Here is a 22,285-nt window from a genome sequence, read left to right as displayed (position 1 = left end):
TGAATTAAGGAAAATGCCTTTTCTGCTTATAGGTAACCTCGTTATAAGTAGTGTAAAATGGATAAGTAGATTGACTAGAGAGGAGGTTACAATGGGGTTATGAACAGTACCGTACTAGAGATTAAATCAGTAAGCAAACAAATAGCTGGTTCTGATATTCTAAAAGATATCAGTTTTACTATAGAAGAAGGAGAAATTTTTGGCTTAATTGGACCAAATGGAGCTGGAAAAACAACGTTAATTCGTCTGATTTGCGGACTGATGAAGAAAAATGCCGGTGAGATTCGAATCATGAATCACGAGATCGGAACATCATTTGTGCAGGCCATTCAGCATGTAGGAGCAATCATTGAAAATCCATCCTTTTATCATGATTTGACCGGCTGGCAAAATTTGAAGTTGTTTGCCAATTTATATCCGAATGTATCTTCTGATAGAATAGGAGAGGTTGTTGAGTTAGTTCATCTTTCAGAACGAATTCATGATCAAGTACATACATACTCGTTAGGAATGAAGCAAAGGTTAGGAATTGCTCAGGCTATCCTGCATAAACCAACGATTTTGATTTTGGATGAACCGACAAACGGATTAGATCCGAAAGGCATGCATGATTTGCGCAACCACCTTCTCTATTTAGCTAAAGAAGAGAATATATCTATTCTCATTTCCACTCATCTTTTATCTGAGGTTGAAATGCTCTGTGACCGAATTGCGATCATTAAAGCCGGGGAATTGCTTGAGGTAACAAGCGTGAAGGCTGACAAGCGTCTGCTGGTGATCGAAGTCGATGATGTGCAACGTGCTTTTACAGTATTAAACACTGATTTTGATGTTATATCACATACGGAAAGCCAAATTCGGTTATCTATTGAAAAGAAGGACATTCCGTTGCTTAATGAAAGGCTTGTTATGAATAAAGTGAGTGTGTATCAACTTGCATATGATCAAAATCAACTGGAAAGCACCTTTCTAAAGACCATTTCTATGAGGGAGAAGGGAATATCATGATCTCATTGCTTTATAATGAACACTACAAACTCGCAGGCAAGAAAATAGTCAGATTCTCTTTTTTGGTTATGCCTTTGTTGATTTCCGTATTGCCGTTCTTTTTTACAAAATTAATCAAAGGAACAGACGGAAATGTAATGGACTTTATGTCTGTGCTTTCCAATTTCCTGATCATTACCGTATTTCTAGCCATCGGGTTGGCGGGCAGTATATTGGCGGATGAATTTCAATCAGGCACAGTAAAACTGTTATTAATCAGGCCAAGAACAAGGTCGATGGTTTTATTTGCTAAATGGCTTACGGTCCAATTGTATGGTATATATTTATTAATCAGTACATTTATCTTTTCCTGGATTATTGGGGGAATCGTATACGGTTTTGGAGCCGGTGATGGTCTCATGTTCCAAAAGGTATTATTGACTTATGGGATTACATTCTTGGAATTAATGCTGATTTCAACCTTTACATATGCAGCTTCTGCCGTATTTAAAAACAGCGCTTTTTCTATTGGAATTGGGATGGCTGCCTTATTTGGCGGGAAGCTTGTAACAGAGGTAGCAGAGTTGTTGGAGCTGTCCATCGGGAAAATTCTGCTCTTTGCCAATACGCAGTGGGACCAATACTTATTCGGTAATACACCGATCCTCCCTGGAATGTCGCCCGGCTTTTCTATTATCATTCTGATCATGCATTTCATTTTCTTTTATGGTGTTGCTTGGTTTTTCTTTGCAAAAAGGGATGTAACAGTATAAAGTAAAGGCCTGAAAGGGTGAGAGTGATGATTATAAGCGCCAGTAGGAGAACTGATATTCCTGCCTTTTACTCTGAGTGGTTTATGAACCGAATCAGGGAAGGTTATTATATGAAGGTAAATCCTTTTAATCGTCATCAAACAAAGAAGGTTTCTCTTTTGAAGGAGAATGTGGATGCAATTTGTTTTTGGACAAAGAATCCAAAACCGATGAATCCATATATTCCTGAACTGATGGAGATGGGACATCGTTTGATGTTTCAATATACTTTAAATGATTATCCAAAAGACATTGAACCGGGAATGCCGAGTTTATCTAACAGAATTAAAGAGTTCCAGTATATATCGGATTTAATCGGACCGGATAAAGTGATTTGGCGATACGACCCCATTGTGTTAAGCAATAAAACAAATGTTGAGTACCATATCGAACGATTTACTTATATAGCAGAACAATTGTCTGGTTTTACAAAGCGTGTAGTGATCAGTTTCCAGGATTTTTATACAAAGACAAAAGGAAGACTGGCTAATCTTGAAAAAGTGGAAGGCTATCAATTTCAAGACTGGCTAGAACCTGCCAGTCGTTCCGATTTAAATAAATTGGCCAGTATCATTGGTTCAGTTTCAAAGCAATATGGGATGATGCCGGAGACATGTTCAGAGATTATTGACTTAGAACTATACGGGATTAAACATGGAGCTTGTATTGATAAAAATTATATAGAAGATGTATTTAACCTGCAGTTATCCGGTACCAAGGATAAATACCAGCGGGCTGAATGTGGGTGTATGGTGGCAGAAGAAATGGGTTCTTATGATACTTGCCCATTCGGCTGTGTGTATTGCTATGCGGTAAGAAGCCCAAAACTGGTGCAGACAAATAGACAAAAACATGATCCGAAAAGTCCTTATTTACTCCTGAATGGGTAAAATAATGATAGACTAAAGGATCGAGTAAAGGAAGCGGTGAAGAGTTAATGAGTTATTTACAACCAGGTATTAAAGCAACATTAACAGTGGAAAGAGAGGTTCCGTTCGGGTTCTTTCTTTCAAATGGAGAAGAAGATGTTTTGCTCCACACGCATGAAATCGTTGGTGAAATTGAAATCGGGCAAGAAATAGAGGTTTTCCTATTTCATGATAAAGAAGGCCGCTTGACAGCCTCCATGAAACTTCCAACGATAACCGAAGGCGAATATGATTGGATTCCAGTCGTGGATGTACATCCAAGCCATGGGGTTTTTCTTGATATCGGTCTACAAAAAGACTTGTTAATATCCAGTGACGATTTACCAAAATTAAAAAGCTTGTGGCCAGAAGTCGGCGATCAGCTCTATGTTACATTAAAGGTTGATAATAGAGGCAGAATGTTTGGACGTCTGGCTACTGAAACAGTTGTTCAGGAATTAAGCGAACATGCTCCTGAATCATTGAAAAATAAAGATTTTGAGGGAAGAGCGTATCGTTTGTTAAAAGTAGGAACCTTTATTTTAACTACAGAAGGGTACCGCTGTTTCATTCATGAAAGTGAACGTGCGAATGAACCAAGGCTTGGTGAATTGGTAAAAGGCAGAATCACAGAGGTGAAGCCAGATGGCAGTACAAATGGCTCGCTCTTACCACGTACGCATGAACGCCTTGATGAAGATGCGGAAGCTATCTATACCTACCTTGAAAGCCGCGGAGGCAGTATGCCTTACTGGGATAAATCTGATCCAGAGTCTATCCAAAAACGCTTTGGTATGAGTAAAGCTTCTTTTAAACGTGCGCTCGGCCGATTAATGAAGGACCGCAGAATTACACAAGAGGATGGCTGGACAAAGATTACGAAACAATAAGGTGATTTGAATGAATATACTTTGGGATTTTGATGGCACTTTATTTGATACGTATCCAGGATATGCGAGAATGGTTAAAGGTGCAGTGGATACAACTCGATCGGAGGAAGAAATCTTTTCCTTATTAAAGGTGTCGTTTGGACATGCGTTTAAGGAACTGGGACTTACCGAGGAACAAATCAAACATATTCATAAGCTTGAAAGGCAATTAAAACCTTTGGATTTTAAACCCTTTCCCGGTTTGAAAAAGGTATTAGAGGCTGCGGATTTAAATGTCATTATGACACATAAATACCGTGAAGGTGCCGAGAGCATTTTAAAAGCAAACGGAATGGATCAATATTTCACAGAAATCGTAGCCATAGATGACGGCTATCCAAAGAAACCTCATCCGGCAAGTTATCAGTATCTGCATGATAAGTACAGTATTGATCTCGCGGTTGGGGATAGGGAGTTAGATATTTTACCTGCCAAAAGTATTGGGATCAAAACCTGCTTATTTCAGAATGATACGCCCGGTGCAGATTATTATGTAGACAGCTATGATACGTTTTTTGATATTATTAAATAGGTAAGATCAGCATCCGTAAGATTAGACAGGTGGAGAGAAGAACAAAATGTTCTTTCCTACCTGTCTTTTGTTTTTGTAGCGAAATGTTAACTAATTTATTACTGAGTATGTAATAAATTGTATTGGAAAGTATGTAAATAAGAGTTTCCGAACATCTTTTAGATTAAAATGAATAGTAAAGTCTGCATTATGAGATTAAAATAGCAATTATAGAGAGGATTGCATGAATAAAAGAGCCGATTGTGAGCATAATCCAGCCGAAGGGAGCGAGAATAGAGCCAGTTCTGATAAAAATCCAGCCGATGTCAATAATAATAGAGCGGATTTGTTTTTTTACCTGATACGGGTTTTATTTATCATTCTCAAAGGAAATATCTTTACTTTCGAAATCATTTATCCTTATAATTTAGAATACTACCCTTAATGTATTTAATGAAATTTGATTACTGAAGGAGCCTAGAAAGTTGAAAATAAAAGATTTTACTTTAACAGCCATTTTTTTATCTATTATTCTATTATTTGCTTTCACGCCATTTGGGTTTATCCATTTAGGTATCATTAAAGCGACGCTAATTCATATTCCAATTATTATAGCCTCTATTATACTAGGACCAAGAATTGGTGCTTTCCTGGGGCTAGTATTCGGATTCACCAGTATTGCGGTCAATACGATTTCACCGTCACTCTTATCATTTGCGTTTTCACCGGCGATTCCTGTATTGGGTACAGATCAAGGGAGTCTTTGGGCATTGTTTATTGCCCTTGTACCCAGAGTCGTAATTGGGTTTATACCTTACTACATTTTCAAAGCATTTCGTAAGGCTATAGAGAAGAAAAAGTCCATTCAAAAAACAGCAATATTTACAACGGCCGTACTATCAACTTTTATTCATACATTTTTGGTAATGGGTTTTATTTCTATACTATTTCAAGACGCATATGCTCAAGCTATAAATGCTGACAGCACAAGTGCCATCTATAAAGCTGTTTTAACTGTATTTTTCACAAATGGACTAGCTGAAGCACTCCTTGCTGGAGTGGTAACGATGGCGGTGGTCCCAGCTTTATTAAGAATATCGAAAAGGTAATTTTTTATTAGAATCTTTACGTAAGTACATTTGTTTAATATCCATCGTGAAAAAGCCAAAAATAAAGAAGGAATTCAGAAAATGGATACTATCGAACCATTCTGAATTCCTTTTTGTCTACAATCTGAGAGATAAGCTTTTGCTATCTCTACTTCCTCTATTTAATTGATACACGACACAATAGGAGTATTAACTAGCTCCATCTATTTTTTAGGCCCTATATAGTTAATTATATTTGTTAAAAACACCGGGAATTTCTTTCGTACACCGAGAAATCTTATATAAAACGCAGTGTCCTATTTTCTGCAGAATGGGTGAGACTCCTGCAGGAAGAACAAGCGTATCAAGACCCCACAGCGCTTAAGCGCTAGGAGGCTTGATACTTGCCCGCGGAAAGCGAGCCCATTCTGCAGAAAATAGTGTTAACGAAATGAAAAAAACGTAGACAATGTCTCCCTAATATAAGGGCTTTGTCTACAGTCTGAGAGAAAGCAAAAGCTGTCTCTCTTTTTTTAGAAAACAGTCAAATAAAAAAACCTGAGCCAGTGGAATACTGGGCTCAGGTCTTTGAATTAGCCTAACTATCATATATCTAACCTTCTTGGGTCAGGTCATTTCGAATCCAGTTATTTTTTAACTGCTTCTAAATACTCATCATACGACATTTGTTTGTCGATAATGCCATCTGGTGTGATTTCAATAATACGGTTTGCAATCGTTTGGATGAACTGGTGGTCATGAGATGTGAAAATCATGGCGCCTTTGAAATTGATCATACCATTATTGACTGCCGTGATGGACTCCAAGTCAAGGTGGTTAGTCGGTTCATCTAATAGAAGAACATTTGCACCGCTAAGCATCATTTTAGATAGCATACAGCGGACTTTTTCTCCACCGGACAGAACTGAAGCTTTTTTCATAACTTCTTCCCCGGAGAAGAGCATTCTTCCTAGGAAACCACGCAGGAATGATTCACTTTCATCCTGTGGAGAGAATTGACGAAGCCAGTCCACTAGCGTCATGTCATTACCTTCGAAGAATTCAGAGTTATCTTTAGGGAAATAGGATTGAGAAGTGGTTACTCCCCATTTAAATGATCCTTCATCTGCTTCCATTTCACCCATCAGGATTTTAAACAGAACTGTTTTAGCATTGTCATTTTGACCAATTAAAGCAATTTTGTCATCTTTATTCATAGTAAAACTTACATTGTTCAGGACCTTTTCTCCATCGATTGTTTTGGAAAGACCTTCAACACGTAATAGGTCATTACCGATTTCGCGTTCAGGAGTAAAGTGAACATATGGGTAACGGCGGGATGATGGTCGGATATCATCTAATGTGATTTTTTCCAATAGTTTTTTACGGGAAGTGGCTTGTTTGGATTTAGATGCATTAGCGCTGAAACGGGCGACGAATGCTTGTAATTCCTTAATCTTTTCTTCCTTTTTCTTATTGGATTCGGATGTTAATTTCTGTGCCAATTGGCTGGACTCGTACCAAAAATCATAGTTTCCGACATACAGTTGAATTTTTCCGAAATCAAGGTCCGCAATATGCGTACATACCTTATTCAAGAAGTGACGGTCATGGGATACAACGATGACCGTGTTTTCAAAGTTAATTAAAAACTCTTCTAGCCATTGAATGGCTTTAATGTCAAGGTGGTTGGTAGGCTCATCGAGTAATAATACATCCGGCTTACCAAATAGAGCTTGTGCAAGCAATACTTTCACTTTTTCTCCACCATCAAGATCAGCCATTTTTTTGTTGTGTAACTCTTCTGGTATACCTAATCCTTTAAGTAGGATTGCAGCATCAGGCTCTGCTTCCCAACCATTCAGCTCAGCAAATTCACCTTCGAGTTCTGCAGCTCTCATACCATCTTCGTCGGAGAAGTTTTCCTTCATATAAATAGCATCTTTTTCTTTCATGACTTCGTAAAGTCGGGCATGGCCCATGATGACTACTTGAATGACTTCAATGTCTTCAAATTCAAAGTGGTTTTGCTTTAAAACAGTGAGACGCTCACCAGGGCCTAGACTAACATTGCCTGATTGAGGCTCAAGTTCACCTGATAAGATTTTAAGAAAGGTAGATTTTCCGGCACCATTGGCACCAATTAATCCATAGCAATTTCCAGGTGTAAATTTAATATTTACATCTTCAAACAATTTTCGATCTCCAAAGCGAAGACCTACGTTATTTACAGTAATCATTTATTTCATTTCCTCCGTTTGCTGGTATCTAGCAAATTATATCATCACATGTACATATTTTGAAAGAGATGCAGTGCAATCAAGCGAATAAAACAAGAATAGGTGATTACTGTGTGGTAATTTATGTTAAATAAATAAGTGTTCATGAGAAAGGTGAACAATTTTGGAATCAGTACTATCAATGTGATAAGCGTTTACATATTTAAAATTCTGTAAACTTGTTACATTTCTGTAATATTGTTGACATAGTTGTAACGGGTTTTACATCTGTTTGTCCTTAACAATTAGTTTTTCTATTTGGTAGGATGATTTCTGTTATTCATCACGAAAAATTTAAAGGAGGTTAGGTTTAACCGATGAATCAACTACTTATTGCATTATTAGTTTCAACGTCACTTGCAGGAGTTGTACAAAGTGGCTTTGTTTCCTCAAATAATGCAAATGAAAATCAAGTTATGAATCAGCAACCTTCAACCAAGATAAGTCAGGTAGAGATGACAGCTTTATCTGATTATAAATATATAAATAGGGCGGCAGAAGAAACAAGCTCAACTTATATTCCGTTTAATAAGGAGGAAACAATCCCATCATATACGGCATTTTATTCTGAATTGAAGGATAATCCAGATAGCAAACGGAATGTCCAACAACATGGTTTTGATGAATCAGCCAACGTGGCTAATAAACCAAAACCAGAACAAATAAATAAAGATAACAAAACGGAAGAGATAGATGAAATCTCTCCAAGCAAAGAAAAAACTGAAAAAGGTAAGGAAAACAAGACTGGTGAAACTCTTGTAGCTGATGAAACTATTAAGTTGAACACCCCTAATGATAAAGAGGATAAAACAATTAATGAGACTACCGAAAAGCCTAATACAGAACAGGAAACTGTAAACAAGGAAGCGGAAGAAGAGGTACAGGCATCCTCGGGTCATTCTGAACAGGAGGAAAAAGTACTTACCGTTAAAGCAACAGCCTATACGGCTGATTGCGAAGGCGGCACCGGTGTAACATACACTGGCATAGACCTTAAAGCGAATCCGAATCAGAAAGTAATCGCGGTTGATCCAAATGTAATTCCACTTGGTACTAAAGTTTATGTAGAAGGATATGGACATGCGATTGCCGCGGATATAGGAGGAGCAATCAAAGGGAATAAAATTGATGTCTTTATTCCTTCTCAAGCAGAGGCGGAAGACTGGGGTATTAAAACGGTTGAAGTGACAATATTTGAAGATTAATAGTGATTATAAGTAAGTCCAAAAAGCAATCCAGCAGTGTCTGGGTTGCTTTTTACTATCTATTCTATTAAAAGAATAGTAGTATCAATAGCATATGTTTTTTTCCATACATAAATGAAAAAATATCAGGTATTAATTGTGGGAATAGAGTGACAGTTTATTTTTTTCGAGATTTGTAGTAAAATCAAAGTCTTTGACAGGGAATTATTATATAATTAGTTTTTGAATCAATATGGAGGAATTCTGATGACAACCGCAACTGTAGATGAATATAATTTAGAGAATTTGCTAGATTCTTTAAAGATGGATGCTTTAAAGAATATCCGCAGAAATCTAAATTTGAAAAACATGAGTTCATTAAGAAAAAAAGAATTGGTAGCAGCATTGGCTGAAAAAATACCGGCGTCTGTCCCTGAAAAGGTCCAAATGATGGATCTTCATCAATACACAGCTATTGTAGCGATGATGACGAAGAGCGGGATAATGCCAATTGAACAAATCGGTCTTGAAAATGTATTTTACTTATCCAGCATTGGATATATACATCCATCCAAGGTGGAAGATCAACCAGTGGTTGTAATGCCAACTGAAGTCATGAAACAATTTTACAACTTAAATCCAAAAGAAATTATGACTATTGTTAACCGTAATCAAAAAGTTTCAAACATCTTGTTTGGCTTGGTTCGTTATTATGGATTTATGGAGATTGAAAAAGCCCATAAATTGATTGAAGGGTATCTCCAGGAAGAAGTGGATATCGAATGGTTACACAATTATATCAGTTATTTAGAAGAATATTATGGGGATTTCCGCCTAAATGAACCGTATATCATTCATGAGACAATCAAAGAATTAGATGGATTTAAGCAGGCGCAAGCAAGCAGAGTTGGCTTGAAATATTACCCAATTCCTGCTGAAACCATGTTAAATGTGAACCGATTTGAACCATTTGAAAGAACGGAACAATTGGTGAATCTTGTACACTATTTAAGTGATACGTATTCTTTAAAACAAGAAGAAGCAGTAGAATTGGCAGATCGCTTTATCTATAAAGTTCAATTTGGTGAATCCTTACCCGATGTGGTGAAATGGTTTGGAGAACAAGTTGAATTAAAGTCGGAAAAAGATATTAATGTATTGGTTGAAAAAATGGTCACAGTCGTAAATAACACAAGACTATGGATTTTAAAAGGTCATACACCTTCTGAATTATCCTCTCCATCTGCTAATAAACCTGCACCTACTACTCCAGTAGAAATAACTCAACCTAAAGTAGGCAGAAATGAACCTTGTCCATGTGGATCAGGGAAGAAATACAAAAAATGCTGCGGAAAAGCTTGATTTTATAAAAAGGTAAATACAAACACGGTGTACACTTAGTGGCTTTGGCTATCAATCGTACATCGTGTTTTGTTTTTTTCTGAAAGGTTATAATGGCATTGAGTACAGTGCTTTATCATCATACTGGTAATGAAATTAATTCATAGAAAAAAACAAGGAGGGGATTGCATGGAGGATTTTGAATCTTTAACATTGCCTACTTATATTAAACCAGGGCTGGATATTGTATTTTGTGGAATCAACCCCGGCAGAATCTCAGCACTTAAGGGGTATCATTTTGCGAATCCAGCAAATTTGTTTTGGAAGGGGCTGTATTTGGGCGGTATTACGCCATATCAATTTAAACCGGAAGAGACAGTAAAGTTGCTCGACTATGGGTATGGCATAACTGATATTGTTGGCAGAGCAACCCGTTCTTCATCTGATTTAAAAAAAGAGGAATATCTTGAGGGTGCCGCCGAATTAAGAGATTTAATCATCCAATACAAACCTAAATGTTTATGTTTCATTGGGATTACAGCCTTTCGATATGCGATAAACCGCCATAAAGGAAAAATAGTGCCCGGTCTTCAGGATGGTCTGTTTTATTCCACCCCTGAGTGGGAAGGCTGCCATATTTTTGTTGTGCCGTCAACAAGCGGAGCAAATGCTCATTATACACGTGAAGAAAGAATAGGTTATTTCCGACAATTAAATGAGTGGAACAAACTCAAACAATCCAAATAAATAGGTATAATACCTGCAAAAAAAGCCATGCTATAAGTAGAAAGTTCATCACATTAATGCCATTTCTAAATTATTGACATTTCTGAAAATGTAGTGTATCATGATAAATAATGTTTATCTATATAAAATTACCCGTAAATAGACATTCACTTCTTATAAAGTGTTCTCCTTTTTACAGAGCGGTACTTTTTATAATAGGTGAATCTATATTTATCATACATTTTTGGAGGTAACAAAATGAAAAACGGTAAAGTAAAATGGTTTAATGCAGAAAAAGGTTTCGGATTCATCGAAGTTGAAGGCGAAAACGATGTATTCGTACACTTCTCCGCTATCCAGGGCGAAGGTTTCAAATCTCTAGAAGAAGGCCAAAGCGTACAGTTCGACGTAACAGAAGGCGCTCGTGGACCTCAAGCTGAAAACGTAATTAAACTTTAAGAAGTATGCTAATAAAGGCTATCCAATGTAAGGGTAGTCTTTTAATACATAATTAACTTCTAAAAGAAAGGTGTGCCGGTTATGTATAATCGAAAAAATGTTGAGGAAATAATCCCTGAAGAAACGAAGGTGTGGGAATGTACTTCTGATGATTGTAAAGGTTGGGTACGTGACAATTTCAAAGCTACTGAAACACCTAAGTGTCCATTATGTGGTAGTGAGATGACAGAAGGCGTTAAAATGCTTCAAGCGATTAATAATCCTAGGCGGAACGATTAAGCCGTCCAGCTTTCTCGCAGAAACAGACCAATGAATTTGGTCTGTTTTTTTTATTTGTAGGAAATATGAGTGGTCCTAAATGAAACCTCTAGCTAGTTTTATTCGTATGTTGAGTTATTGAACACTACAGAAAAGAGGAATCACCTACGTGAATATGCCTGATTTACAAGAGTTGAATGAATGGAAGGAATTTTTAATTGGCTACAAATTTGCTTTGAGTGAAATGAATACGAAACTGGATATCTTAAACCAAGAATTTGAATTTATTCATCATTATAATCCGATTGAACATATCAAATCGAGAATGAAAAGTCCGCAAAGTATTATGAAAAAATTACAACGGAAAAATCTTGATATTACGATTGAGAATGCAGAACAACATGTCCGTGATATCGCAGGAGTTCGTATTTCCTGTTCATTTACAACTGATATTTACGCAGTTGTTGATGCTCTGGGGAAACAGGATGATATACATATTTTAGAGATTAAAGATTATATTAAACACCCAAAACCAAATGGATATAGAAGTCTTCATTTAATAACTGAAATACCGGTATTTTATACAGACTGTAAAAAATGGATGACGGTGGAAATACAAATACGAACGATCGCCATGGATTTTTGGGCAAGCCTAGAGCATAAAATTTATTATAAATTTGGTAAAGAGGTACCAGAACATCTCCTTATGGAGTTAAAGGAATCTGCGTCTATGATTGCTGAACTGGATGATAAGATGCTAAGAATTAATGAAGAAGTCCAAGTATTTAAAGATAAACTGAAGAGTGAAACCTAATTGTATATTTGTTATTCCTTCTTAAAAAAATGTGTCAAATGTATTAAAAAAGGGGAAGATAAAAATAAAAGGAAAGAAGGAAGGGACAAATTCATGACAATCTTAAGAGATATTATGACAACAAATGTAGACTTTGTATCACCGGGTAGTAATGTATATGAGGTAGCTTTGAAAATGAAGAATGATAATGTGGGGATTATTCCTGTCTGTGAGGACGGATCTCTCATTGGCGTTATTACGGACCGCGATCTTGTAGTGGACGGGATTGCTGAGAAAAGACCCGGTTCGACTAAAGTACTGGATGTTATGCATCAAAATGTTGTTACGGCCAACCCTGACACAACAGAGGAAGAGGCTGCGGCCATGATGGCACAGCATCAAATCAGACGTCTTCCAGTCATTGAAAACGGTAAACTGGTCGGGATTGTATCATTGGGTGATCTGTCAGTCAGCAACACTGGTACTGATGAAGCAGGGGAAGCTTTGCAGGATATTTCTGAACAAGAGTAGGATGGAACTCAGTACGGCATACTGCATCTCGAAAAACTAGTGGATAATTCTGCAATTAGTAGCTTACATTTTAGGACCTAATATTTCTTCTTGAAACAGGGGATTCTCATTTTGGGAATGCCCTTTTTATACGCTGATTTTAATTACAATAAAAATTAAAATCAGCGGAGTCTGTTTGGTGAAAGGTTCTTTCACACATGTTAGTAAGAACGTTTGTGCCCTATATGGTATGATAATCGTACTAAGATCAGGATGGGTGAGTATATATGTTGGGGGAGTATCATATATCCATTAGACAGTTAGTTGAATATGTTTATCGGAGCGGTGATCTGGATGGTCGTTTTCGCACGTCCAGTTCAATGATTGAAGGGACAAGAATACATCAGGCCATTCAGGCAGACTATCAGGATAAAGATGAAAAAGAGGTACCACTGAATATGGTAAAGGAATTCGGGGGTATTTATTATGAGATTGAAGGAAGATGTGATGGGATTCTACATCGGCCGGAAGGACCAGTTATTGAGGAAATCAAATCAACGTCCGGGACACTTGATGCAATTAATGAAAATACATATCCGGTTCACTGGGCTCAGGCGATGTGTTATGGGTATATCTATTGTCTGAATGAGAATCTTAAACAGATAGAGATTCAGTTAACCTATGTACAAGTACTGACAAATCAAATACTTACATTTCGAAAAAGTGTAACGATTGGTCAATTAGATCAATTTATGGAGAAGGTACTGACAGAATTCACGCCCTTTGCAGCTTTACAACTAAAAATAAAGGAAGAAAAACTAATTTCAGCGGCACAAATCGAATTTCCGTTTACGGATTTTAGAAAAGGTCAGAGAAAGCTGATTGGAGCGGCCTGGAAAACGATGTCGGAAAAGAAAAGTCTTTTTGCTTTAGCACCAACCGGCATTGGTAAAACGATTTCTTTTATTTTCCCATCCGTTAAAATGATGGCTGAAAATGACCATAATATCGAACGGATTTTTTACTTGACGGCTAAAACCATTACTAGACAAGTGGCTGAGGATACGGTAAAAATCCTGAATGGTCAAGGATTAAAAGTGAAAACCGTAACGCTTACAGCAAAAGATAAAATATGTATGAATCCAGAAGGAATTTGTAACACGGATCAATGTATGTATGCTGAAGGTCATTTCGATCGAATCAATGATGCTGTTTTGGATATTTTAGAAAATGAGTCACTTATGGACAGAGAGACAATTCTGAAGTATGCTCACCGTCACCGTGTATGTCCGTTTGAATATTCGATAGAATTGGCGTATCTCGCGGACATTGTAATTTGCGATTATAATTATATTTTTGATCCAAGAGTATTCTTGAAACGATTTTCGGATGAGCAAAGGAAACGGACTGTTCTTTTAGTGGATGAAGCTCATAATCTGGTGGAACGCGGAAGAGAAATGTTTTCTGCGGAGTTGGAAAAGAAAGTGTTTCTCGATATAAAGAGGGCATACAGCGGGTCTAATCCAGAGCTATCAAATGCAGCTAAAGTAATAAACGCTTTATTAATTCAACAGAAGAAAGAATTAGGGGATAAAAAATCAGCTGTATATTTGGACAAACCAGAAGAATTGCTGGAAGCACTCGAACTATTTGTCCTTTATGCGGGTGCTGAATTAACCCGGAGTGGAGTCAGTGAGTCTTCCAATCATGGCGATTTAATGGAAATCTACTTTACATCTCAAAATTTTCTCCGGATTGCCAAGTATTATAATAAGAATTATATTACTCATGTGATAAAAGGAAGTAATAATCTGTCTATCAAAATGTTTTGTTTGGATCCTGCCTTAAATATGCAAAAGATGACGAAAGGATTTGCTGCCAAACTATTCTTTTCAGCTACTCTAACACCAATTGGCTATTACATGGATGCTCTGGGCAGTGAGGACGGGGATTACCGGATTAACATAGGTTCTCCATTTTCTCCTGAACAATTGGCTATCACGATTCAGCCACTCTCCACTCGATTTCATGATCGAGCAGCCTCAAGTGTTCTAATTGCCAAAACCATTAAAGCAGTAATCCGAAATAAAGGGAATTTTTTAGTGTTTTTCCCATCCTACCAATTTTTAACGATGGTAATGGAAGAACTGGAGGAATTCGAGGGTCCATCTAAAGTCTTGATACAAAATCAGGGGATGACTGAGCAGGAAAGAGAGGCTTTTTTGTCAGCTTTTGAAGAGGATTCAAACGTTCCTGTCATCGGTTTTACGGTATTGGGCGGAATATTTTCTGAAGGAATCGATTTGGTAGGGAATCGATTGAGCGGGGTAATCATTATTGGTGTAGGATTACCGCAAATAAATGAGGAGAGAAATTTAATTCGCGACTATTATAAGGCAGCCGGAAAAAACGGATTTGATTATGCTTATATTTATCCCGGAATGAATAAGGTGTTGCAGGCGGCGGGCCGCTTAATACGAAGTGAGCATGACACTGGCACACTTACACTAATAGATGATCGTTTTTTAACCGAAAAATATCAATCTTTATTCCCGGAAATGTGGAAATCATTTAAAATTATTAAAAGCTACAAAGAAATGACATAAGAGGAGATTCATATGAGAGAGCAAAGAGTAAGAGGATTTGAAATCGTGAGTCCAGAGTATTTTAAGATTCAAATGAATAAGGATAAAATCAAGCTGCCACTGCGCGGTGATGCAGGATCGGCAGGCTATGATTTTTTTTCAAATGAAACAATCACACTGAATGTTGGTGAGAAGCATTTATTTTGGACTAATATCAAAACCTATATGAAACAAAACGAATTGTTGGAAATTCATATACGAAGCAGCCTTGGAGTCAAATATGGACTTGTTCTATCGAATGGTACTGGCATCATTGATTCATCTTATTATGGGAATCCTGAGAATGATGGAAATATTGGCATTTCTATTACCAATCGAGGAGAAGCGCCTGTGCTGATTAAACAAGGGGAACGGATTGCACAGGGTATATTTAAACAGTATTTATTAGCTGATGATGATCAAGTCTTGCATGCAAATAGATCTGGTGGATTCGGTTCCACAAAACGCTAAGCTGCGAATAGTGAATCATTTTGTTTCAAATATTAATCTTTCGGGTAAAAATAGGTAAATACATATCTATATTAGAAAGAGAGATGATACAAAATGCTTTGGACATTAATCGGAGTTTTAGTGGTCTTATGGTTGTTAGGTTTCCTATTTGAAATTGGCGGAGATATTATCCACGTATTATTAATAATAGCTGCACTTGTGTTCGTGTTTAATATTATTAAAAACAGAGGATCTGGAAGAAGATAATTAATCTCTAATTATATTCATTCTGTGTACCTTAGTAGATGTAGAAAAATTTAGGACTATATAGGAGGATTTTTTCTCCCATATAGTCCTTTTTTGTTGTTTAAAGACACTTTCTGCAGGTACAAAGAGACGTATAATCTACTGGATTAATTTCTCCATAGCTATATCTTTGGTAGGAGGATGGAATAAACTTACGATGGATCTTTGATTTATGGTAAAATTTACAAATTAGATTAGGGATATATGAAAAGGAGTGGGAATTTTGAAGGTAAAAAAGAAAGCTAGATTTTGGATGATGACAAGAATGCTATTTTCTTTTATTGCAGCAATCATTTTGTTATGGGTCGCTTTCCATTACATTAAAACAACGTATGAACAAAAAAGTTATCAAGCTCCAGGAAAATTAGTTGAAGTAAACGAGAATAATATGCATGTTTACACGAAAGGCGACGGAGAAAATACGATCGTCTTATTAAGTGGTTTAGGTACTGCAGCACCTGTGTTAGATTTTGAACCCTTAATAAATGAATTAGCACTTACTAATAAAGTGGTTGTAGTGGAACCTTTTGGCTATGGATGGAGTGATTTAACAACTAAAGAAAGAACGGTAAAAAATATAGTAGATGAGTTGAGAACAGCTCTAAAGAAATCGAATAATGAAGGCCCGTATATTTTAATGCCACATTCTCTTTCTGGAATATATAGTATGTATTTTGCGAATAAATATCCAAGTGAAGTGAAAGCGGTTATAGGAATTGATCCTACATTGCCGCAAGCTTTAGAATATTTTGGTGAGTCAGCTCCTGCTATATCGAATCTGTTTCGATTTGCTGCACCAAGCGGATTAGCCCGACTAATGGTATCCTTGAAGTCGGAAAATTTTCTTCCCATAGCCGAGAAAGGTATCTATACCGAAAATAATTTGAAAATGACAGAAGCGATTTCTGCCTGGAAAGGATATAACAAGAATATAGTGGATGAAGCCAATGAAATACAAAATAATATGGATAAAACAAAGGATATGACTTTTCCAAATAATATGCCTGTCCTGCTCTTTACTAAGGAAGATAATCAAGTAAGTAAAGAGGGTAAGTCCTATGTGACATTCTATCGAACTCACTTAAATGATAACTCTCCATCTCAAATAGTCACTTTAAAGGGACATCATTATCTTCATTGGGCACGTTATAAAGAAATGAGTGAGCACGTAAATCATTTTACGAATACATTTTAGGTAATTAAATCAGTGAACGGTCTTTCTATAAATCGATAGTACGAAAATATAAAAATATGAAAAAGATTTATGTTCGAAAAAAATCAGATGATTCAAAAAGAGAGTTTTACTTTTTACGAGAACGTAACAATTATGACAATCTGTAAATGTTTTACTTACAGTAAAGGATATTAGGTATATCTGTCGAATATAAATCATACATGTAAAGCTAAATTGAAATGGTGGTCTAAATAGATGGAGCCAATTTTATTAAAGCAAAGTGATTATCAAAAATTGATTAAGGAATCACTGATGAAAGAAGAGGGGAGGTTATATCAGGAGTATTTAGATTCTATCAAGATCCAGCATCATGAGGAAAATACAGCATCTATGGAGAAACCACGTAAAACGATGTTCAGTCAATTGATTAACACGGTAAATGGTGATATATCTGAAAGTCAGATCAAGGAAGTGGCGAGAAGGACAGCCATTGAACGCATGGATGCTATTAATATAGGAAATGTTTTATACAATATCAATCAGGGACGCAGTATCTTTGTTAATTTTGTGCTGAAGATGGATATCCCGTCTTATATACTCCAAAGTACAATTAATAATATCAATAGACAATATGATATTTTTAGCTATGAAATGGTTTCGACCTATACACAAATGAAAAATAAAGTCATTGATGAGAAGACCACCTTCATCAATGAAAACCATAAGGATAAATTAGCCCTGCTCGGTCAAATATCATCGAGCTTTGTGCATGAATTCCGTAATCCGCTGACGGCTGTAATGGGCTTTAATAAAATTTTGAGAAAAGAATATCCGGATATGAAATACTTGGATATCATGGAATATGAGCTCAATCAATTAAATTTTCGGATTACCCAATTTTTGCACACATCAAAAGCTGAATTCAATGAAGAGATTATCATGGATATATCGATCAGAGAGCTGATTGAAGAGATTAAACAATTAAGCTATGCGAACATTATAGATACCAATGTTAAGGTAGAAATCGATGTTCCGGAAGATTTAATCATAAAGGCAAGCAGAAATGGATTGAAGCAGGTTGCTCTTAATCTTTTTATTAACTCAATTGATGCCTTGAAAAATCAGCCTTCCGAGCGTGTCATTAAAGTAAAATCCATGATGAAGGACGATCAATTAGTGATAAGCTTATCCAATAATGGGCCAATGATTGCAAAGGAAAATATTGAGTCAATCTTTGAACCATTTTTCACTACAAAGGAATTAGGTACGGGAATTGGCCTTTATGTCTGCAAAAAAATTATTGATAGTTATGATGGCGACTTATTATGTTCTTCCAATCCCGAATGGACGAAATTTAGTATTTATCTTCCTGATTCTATTATTATCAAACCCGCACAGTGAGTTACACGGATGAATTCTTAATCATTTATTTATTTTCTAAACTATTGATTTTGTCGTTATACAATTATTCTGTTAGGATGCTTGAATAGTAAATGAGATTACCTCCTGAGAAATAATCCAGAGAGACTAAAAATGGGTGCGTGAATGACGCAGTATAATTAGGTGGCAGAATATTCGTAAATTTTTTTCGATGTATATTATTAAAGCAGCACTTTCCTCATCGGGAAGGTGCTGTTTTTTTATGATCAGTAATGTTCTAAAAGGAATAGTAGAATTAACATGAAAATGAAGGTGTTGAACTATCATACACCTGTAGTCATTGTGGTGTGCGGTATGGGGACATTAATGATGGGATTCTTGCATATAATCGCCAATTTTAGATTGGCATTATACTTGCATTAATGTAAGTGATGGCTAAATATAGTTGATATTTATGAACTTTTGTTCTTTTTGGCCTAGGATAAACTATGGAGGGATATTTGTGACAACATCTAATTTGGAATTATCCAGATCACTGGTAATCGGAGAGTATTTGCGCAGGGCAGCACACACGGCACCTGAGAGAGAGGCATACATATATGGCAGTGAGAGACGAACGTATCGTGAATCTGAGAAGAAAGCACTTCATTTAGCTGGTTGGTTGCAGAAAAACAGAATAGGGTATCAGGACAAGGTTGGTTTTATGCTCTTGAATGGACTTCCTTTTATTGATGTATTCTATGCTACATCTTTAGCTGGAGCGATAGGAGTCCCAATAAATTTTCGTCTGACAAAAGATGAGCTGGCGTATATCATTGGGCAATCTGAATGCAAAATTTTATTTGTCGAGCACGTCTTTTTGCCTGTGATTGAATCGATTCGATCACAAATCGAGCTTGTTGACTGTATCGTTGTCGTGAATGGAGATTCAACTTCTTCCCATATACCTTATGAGACCATATACGATCGCTCCTCAACGTATCAGCCTTGCAATTCATTATCGGGTGATGATGGAGCGCTTATTATGTATACTTCAGGTACAACCGGACGGCCAAAAGGTGCAGTTTTATCGCATCAAAACATGTGTATAAATGGTATGAACCAAGTCGTAACAGCAGGACTTGACGCAACTTTTAAACAACTTTTAGTTGCTCCTTTATTTCACATTGCTGCTCTATCAACTCTTTTATACCCCATTAATGGAACTACAGTGATTCATTCACAATTCAACCCCGAAGAAGTGCTTCAAACCATCGAGAAAGAGCGAATTAATTTTATCTTTTTAGCACCGACGATGTGGCATATGCTTGTTGAATGTCCTTCGATTGAACAATATGATTTAACATCATTAGAAAGATGTGCCGCTGGGAGTGCTCCATGTTCCCTATTACTGAAAGAGAGGATTGCAAAATATTTTCCAAATGGGAAACTGAGTGATCCTTTTGGACAAACAGAAATGAGTCCGGTTACTACCTGTCTTCAACCTGAAGATTCTATTCGGAAAAATTCTTCCGTGGGTAAGCCGGTGGTCAATGTAGAAGTGAGGGTCGTTGACGACCATATGAATGATGTTCCGCTTGGAGATGTCGGGGAAATTGTCTACCGTGGACCAACCGTTATGAAAGAATATTATAAAAATCCAGAAGCAACTAGAGAGGCATTCCGTGGGGGATGGTTTCATAGTGGAGATTTAGTTCGGATGGATGATGAAGGGTTTATTTATATCGTTGATCGGAAAAAGGATATGATTATTAGTGGCGGGGAGAATATCTATCCAGCCGAAATTGAACAAGTTTTAAATAGACATTCCAAAGTTGTCGAAAGTGCTGTGGTCGGTGCTGTTGATGAAAAATGGGGAGAAGTGGTTCAAGCTTATATCGTTCTGAGAAAAGGTGAAACGATGACAGAGGAAGAAGTGATTATCTATTGCCAGGAACAATTGGCATCGTATAAAAAGCCTAAGATAGTCAATTTCGTGGATACTTTGCCAAGAAATGCAGCCGGAAAAATTGTTAAAACAGTTCTTAGAAAGGGATATCTAGAGACAGAAAAGTAGATAAGGTCCGCTAGTTTTAGTCTGAGGCAGTGCGAAGTTGGTATTTAGCAGCTTATCACTGCCTCTTTTTAGGGACTTAGGCAGTTGAGTTTTCTAAAGGAGAAAGGTACATCTATGTTTGTCTAACGGGAAGAACTCTATGATAAAAGGCAAGGTAGAAAAATAGTGCCTATATTAGCTCATTGTTCTTTATAATAATCTTAAAAAAAGAGGTACTTATTCTTGGTTCGATAATTGAATTCTATGAATATAAGTCTAGATCTAAAATTTTGAAGATAGATTTAGACTATCTTTTTTTTGTGAGCCTACAAATTACAACATATTATGTATAGGTTATAAGTTACAGTTAAGGAAAGCAAGTCCGTCTGAGCATTCAAAAGTCCTATGCGTGGTATTCAAACAGCAAGGAAAAAAGGTTGTTTAGAAATCAATCATTATTAAATAGAAACCATATTATTTTCCTAAGTTGGACAGGGGTTTTATGTTGGCACGGAACTTGCAATTAGTTCAGTGAAGGCTGAGCAAAGTGGATGCAATCTAATGTAAGCGCTTTATTGTAAGAGGGGGGAGGAATACATACGAAAAGCATCCATGAAAAATAAAATTTATTACTTTCAAAGGAGGGATACGAGTGCGTGAATATGTGACTACAAAACAAATGATCAAAAAGGATTCACTCCCGTATAAACTTTATCAAAAAGCTAAAAGACATGGGATATGGAATCCAGTTGATATTGACTTTAGCCAGGATAAAGAGGATTGGAAAAAGCTTAGCCCTGATCAACAGCAAGAGGTTTTGATTCAATTTGCGCAGTTTATTGGGGGTGAGGAAGCTGTATCGGAGGATATTCTTCCTATGATCATGGCCGTTTCCAAGAAAGGGTGGTTTGAAGAAGAGTCCTATCTATCTACCTTTTTATTTGAAGAAGCAAAGCATGCGGAGTTCTTTAGTTTATTTTTAGAAGAAATCGGTGTAACTGAGGACCTCAGTCACCTACTGACACCTGGGCATAGGAAATTATTTGATGATATCCTTCCTCGGACAATGAATAGATTACTTGTGGACCAATCACCTGAAGCAATGTTGGATGCTGCCGTCACATACAATATCTTTGCCGAAGGGGTATTAGCGGAAACGGGATATTGGTTCTTCTATGAAGCTCTGTCTAAAGCAAATTTATTCCCTGGATTTATTGAAGGGATACGGAATGTAAAAAGGGACGAAGGACGCCATATCGGATTTGGTACATTCCTTATTCAGCGCTTAATTCATGAACATCCTGAGTTATTTGATCGTGTCCAAATAAGGCTTCAGGAGTTGCTTCCAATTGCCTACGAACTGACAGCGAGGGAAGATGGGAAAAAAGTGACAAGTCTTGGTATTGAAGAAGGAAAAGCAATGGAATATGCACTTAAACAATTAAGTGCGCGGATTGAGGTACTATCACGTGCCCAAGATAAAACGCTGGAAGAAATTCATGATACCGAAGTTATTTTTGAGTAAGAAAAA

The 22,285-nt window shown here is 36.8% G+C and carries 22 protein-coding genes; 21 read left to right on the top strand and 1 reads right to left on the bottom strand.

Annotated elements, in window-relative coordinates; genetic code table 11:
- Window positions 1-99 precede the first annotated feature (99 nt).
- From AC4G3L_RS02030 to AC4G3L_RS02000, 7 genes are all read left to right on the top strand, one after another.
- Window positions 100-1,008 carry an ABC transporter ATP-binding protein gene (locus AC4G3L_RS02030; RefSeq protein ID WP_491075306.1) on the top strand — a complete coding sequence of 303 codons (909 nt, stop codon included), beginning with the start codon at window positions 100-102 and terminating at the stop codon, window positions 1,006-1,008.
- Window positions 1,005-1,760: an ABC transporter permease gene (locus tag AC4G3L_RS02025; protein WP_491075305.1), complete on the top strand. Its 756-nt coding sequence runs from the start codon at window positions 1,005-1,007 to the stop codon at window positions 1,758-1,760. The genes AC4G3L_RS02030 and AC4G3L_RS02025 overlap by 4 nt, the downstream gene beginning before the upstream one ends.
- 26 nt (window positions 1,761-1,786) lie before the next feature.
- Window positions 1,787-2,689, top strand: a complete 903-nt coding sequence (locus AC4G3L_RS02020) for a DUF1848 domain-containing protein (protein WP_491075304.1) — start codon at window positions 1,787-1,789, stop codon at window positions 2,687-2,689.
- A gap of 47 nt (window positions 2,690-2,736) precedes the next feature.
- Window positions 2,737-3,597, top strand: a complete 861-nt coding sequence (locus tag AC4G3L_RS02015; protein ID WP_491075303.1) for a CvfB family protein — start codon at window positions 2,737-2,739, stop codon at window positions 3,595-3,597.
- Window positions 3,598-3,607: 10 nt separating this feature from the next.
- Window positions 3,608-4,168 (top strand): HAD-IA family hydrolase, encoded by a 561-nt coding sequence (locus AC4G3L_RS02010; RefSeq protein WP_491075302.1) that lies wholly within the window; start codon window positions 3,608-3,610, stop codon window positions 4,166-4,168.
- A gap of 223 nt (window positions 4,169-4,391) precedes the next feature.
- Window positions 4,392-4,592 carry a hypothetical protein gene (locus AC4G3L_RS02005; protein ID WP_491075301.1) on the top strand — a complete coding sequence of 67 codons (201 nt, stop codon included), beginning with the start codon at window positions 4,392-4,394 and terminating at the stop codon, window positions 4,590-4,592.
- 40 nt (window positions 4,593-4,632) lie between these two features.
- On the top strand, window positions 4,633-5,256 hold the full coding sequence (locus AC4G3L_RS02000; protein ID WP_491075300.1) for an ECF transporter S component: 624 nt from the start codon (window positions 4,633-4,635) through the stop codon (window positions 5,254-5,256).
- Window positions 5,257-5,882: 626 nt separating this feature from the next.
- Here the strand turns inward: AC4G3L_RS02000 and AC4G3L_RS01995 are convergent.
- Complete coding sequence (locus AC4G3L_RS01995; RefSeq protein ID WP_491075299.1) at window positions 5,883-7,475, bottom strand: ABC-F family ATP-binding cassette domain-containing protein; 1,593 nt, start codon at window positions 7,473-7,475, stop codon at window positions 5,883-5,885.
- Window positions 7,476-7,831: 356 nt separating this feature from the next.
- Between AC4G3L_RS01995 and AC4G3L_RS01990 the strand changes: the two genes are divergently transcribed.
- From AC4G3L_RS01990 to AC4G3L_RS01925, 14 genes are all read left to right on the top strand, one after another.
- A complete protein-coding gene (locus AC4G3L_RS01990; RefSeq protein ID WP_491075298.1) occupies window positions 7,832-8,719 on the top strand; it encodes a 3D domain-containing protein in 888 nt (295 codons plus the stop codon).
- 246 nt (window positions 8,720-8,965) lie between these two features.
- Window positions 8,966-10,060 carry an SEC-C metal-binding domain-containing protein gene (locus AC4G3L_RS01985; RefSeq protein ID WP_491075297.1) on the top strand — a complete coding sequence of 365 codons (1,095 nt, stop codon included), beginning with the start codon at window positions 8,966-8,968 and terminating at the stop codon, window positions 10,058-10,060.
- A gap of 168 nt (window positions 10,061-10,228) precedes the next feature.
- The gene (locus tag AC4G3L_RS01980; RefSeq protein ID WP_491075296.1) at window positions 10,229-10,786 is read left to right on the top strand and encodes a mismatch-specific DNA-glycosylase; all 558 of its coding nucleotides are present in this window, start codon (window positions 10,229-10,231) and stop codon (window positions 10,784-10,786) included.
- 237 nt (window positions 10,787-11,023) lie between these two features.
- Window positions 11,024-11,224, top strand: a complete 201-nt coding sequence (locus AC4G3L_RS01975; RefSeq protein WP_066103471.1) for a cold-shock protein — start codon at window positions 11,024-11,026, stop codon at window positions 11,222-11,224.
- Window positions 11,225-11,305: 81 nt separating this feature from the next.
- Window positions 11,306-11,503, top strand: a complete 198-nt coding sequence (locus AC4G3L_RS01970; RefSeq protein ID WP_491075295.1) for a cold-shock protein — start codon at window positions 11,306-11,308, stop codon at window positions 11,501-11,503.
- A 154-nt stretch (window positions 11,504-11,657) separates the two neighbouring features.
- Window positions 11,658-12,296 (top strand): GTP pyrophosphokinase, encoded by a 639-nt coding sequence (locus AC4G3L_RS01965; RefSeq protein ID WP_491076220.1) that lies wholly within the window; start codon window positions 11,658-11,660, stop codon window positions 12,294-12,296.
- Window positions 12,297-12,389: 93 nt separating this feature from the next.
- The gene (locus AC4G3L_RS01960; RefSeq protein ID WP_491075294.1) at window positions 12,390-12,806 is read left to right on the top strand and encodes a CBS domain-containing protein; all 417 of its coding nucleotides are present in this window, start codon (window positions 12,390-12,392) and stop codon (window positions 12,804-12,806) included.
- Window positions 12,807-13,072: 266 nt separating this feature from the next.
- Window positions 13,073-15,391, top strand: coding sequence for a helicase C-terminal domain-containing protein (locus AC4G3L_RS01955; protein WP_491075293.1), 2,319 nt, complete (start codon window positions 13,073-13,075; stop codon window positions 15,389-15,391).
- 12 nt (window positions 15,392-15,403) lie between these two features.
- A complete protein-coding gene (locus tag AC4G3L_RS01950) occupies window positions 15,404-15,880 on the top strand; it encodes a dCTP deaminase/dUTPase family protein (protein WP_491075292.1) in 477 nt (158 codons plus the stop codon).
- 93 nt (window positions 15,881-15,973) lie between these two features.
- A complete protein-coding gene (locus tag AC4G3L_RS01945; RefSeq protein WP_491075291.1) occupies window positions 15,974-16,126 on the top strand; it encodes a lmo0937 family membrane protein in 153 nt (50 codons plus the stop codon).
- A 262-nt stretch (window positions 16,127-16,388) separates the two neighbouring features.
- Entirely contained in the window at window positions 16,389-17,360 is a 972-nt protein-coding gene (locus tag AC4G3L_RS01940) for an alpha/beta fold hydrolase (protein ID WP_491075290.1), read from the top strand.
- Between the two features lie 234 nt (window positions 17,361-17,594).
- On the top strand, window positions 17,595-18,740 hold the full coding sequence (locus AC4G3L_RS01935; protein WP_491075289.1) for a histidine kinase N-terminal domain-containing protein: 1,146 nt from the start codon (window positions 17,595-17,597) through the stop codon (window positions 18,738-18,740).
- A gap of 481 nt (window positions 18,741-19,221) precedes the next feature.
- A complete protein-coding gene (locus AC4G3L_RS01930; protein ID WP_491075288.1) occupies window positions 19,222-20,775 on the top strand; it encodes an acyl-CoA synthetase in 1,554 nt (517 codons plus the stop codon).
- Window positions 20,776-21,373: 598 nt separating this feature from the next.
- Window positions 21,374-22,279: a R2-like ligand-binding oxidase gene (locus tag AC4G3L_RS01925; RefSeq protein WP_491076219.1), complete on the top strand. Its 906-nt coding sequence runs from the start codon at window positions 21,374-21,376 to the stop codon at window positions 22,277-22,279.
- Window positions 22,280-22,285: the final 6 nt, after the last annotated feature.

Source organism: Bacillus sp. z33, assembly GCF_058313615.1.
The sequence above is the reverse complement of the archived record's forward strand: the minus strand, read 5'-3'. Positions and strand labels throughout refer to the sequence as shown.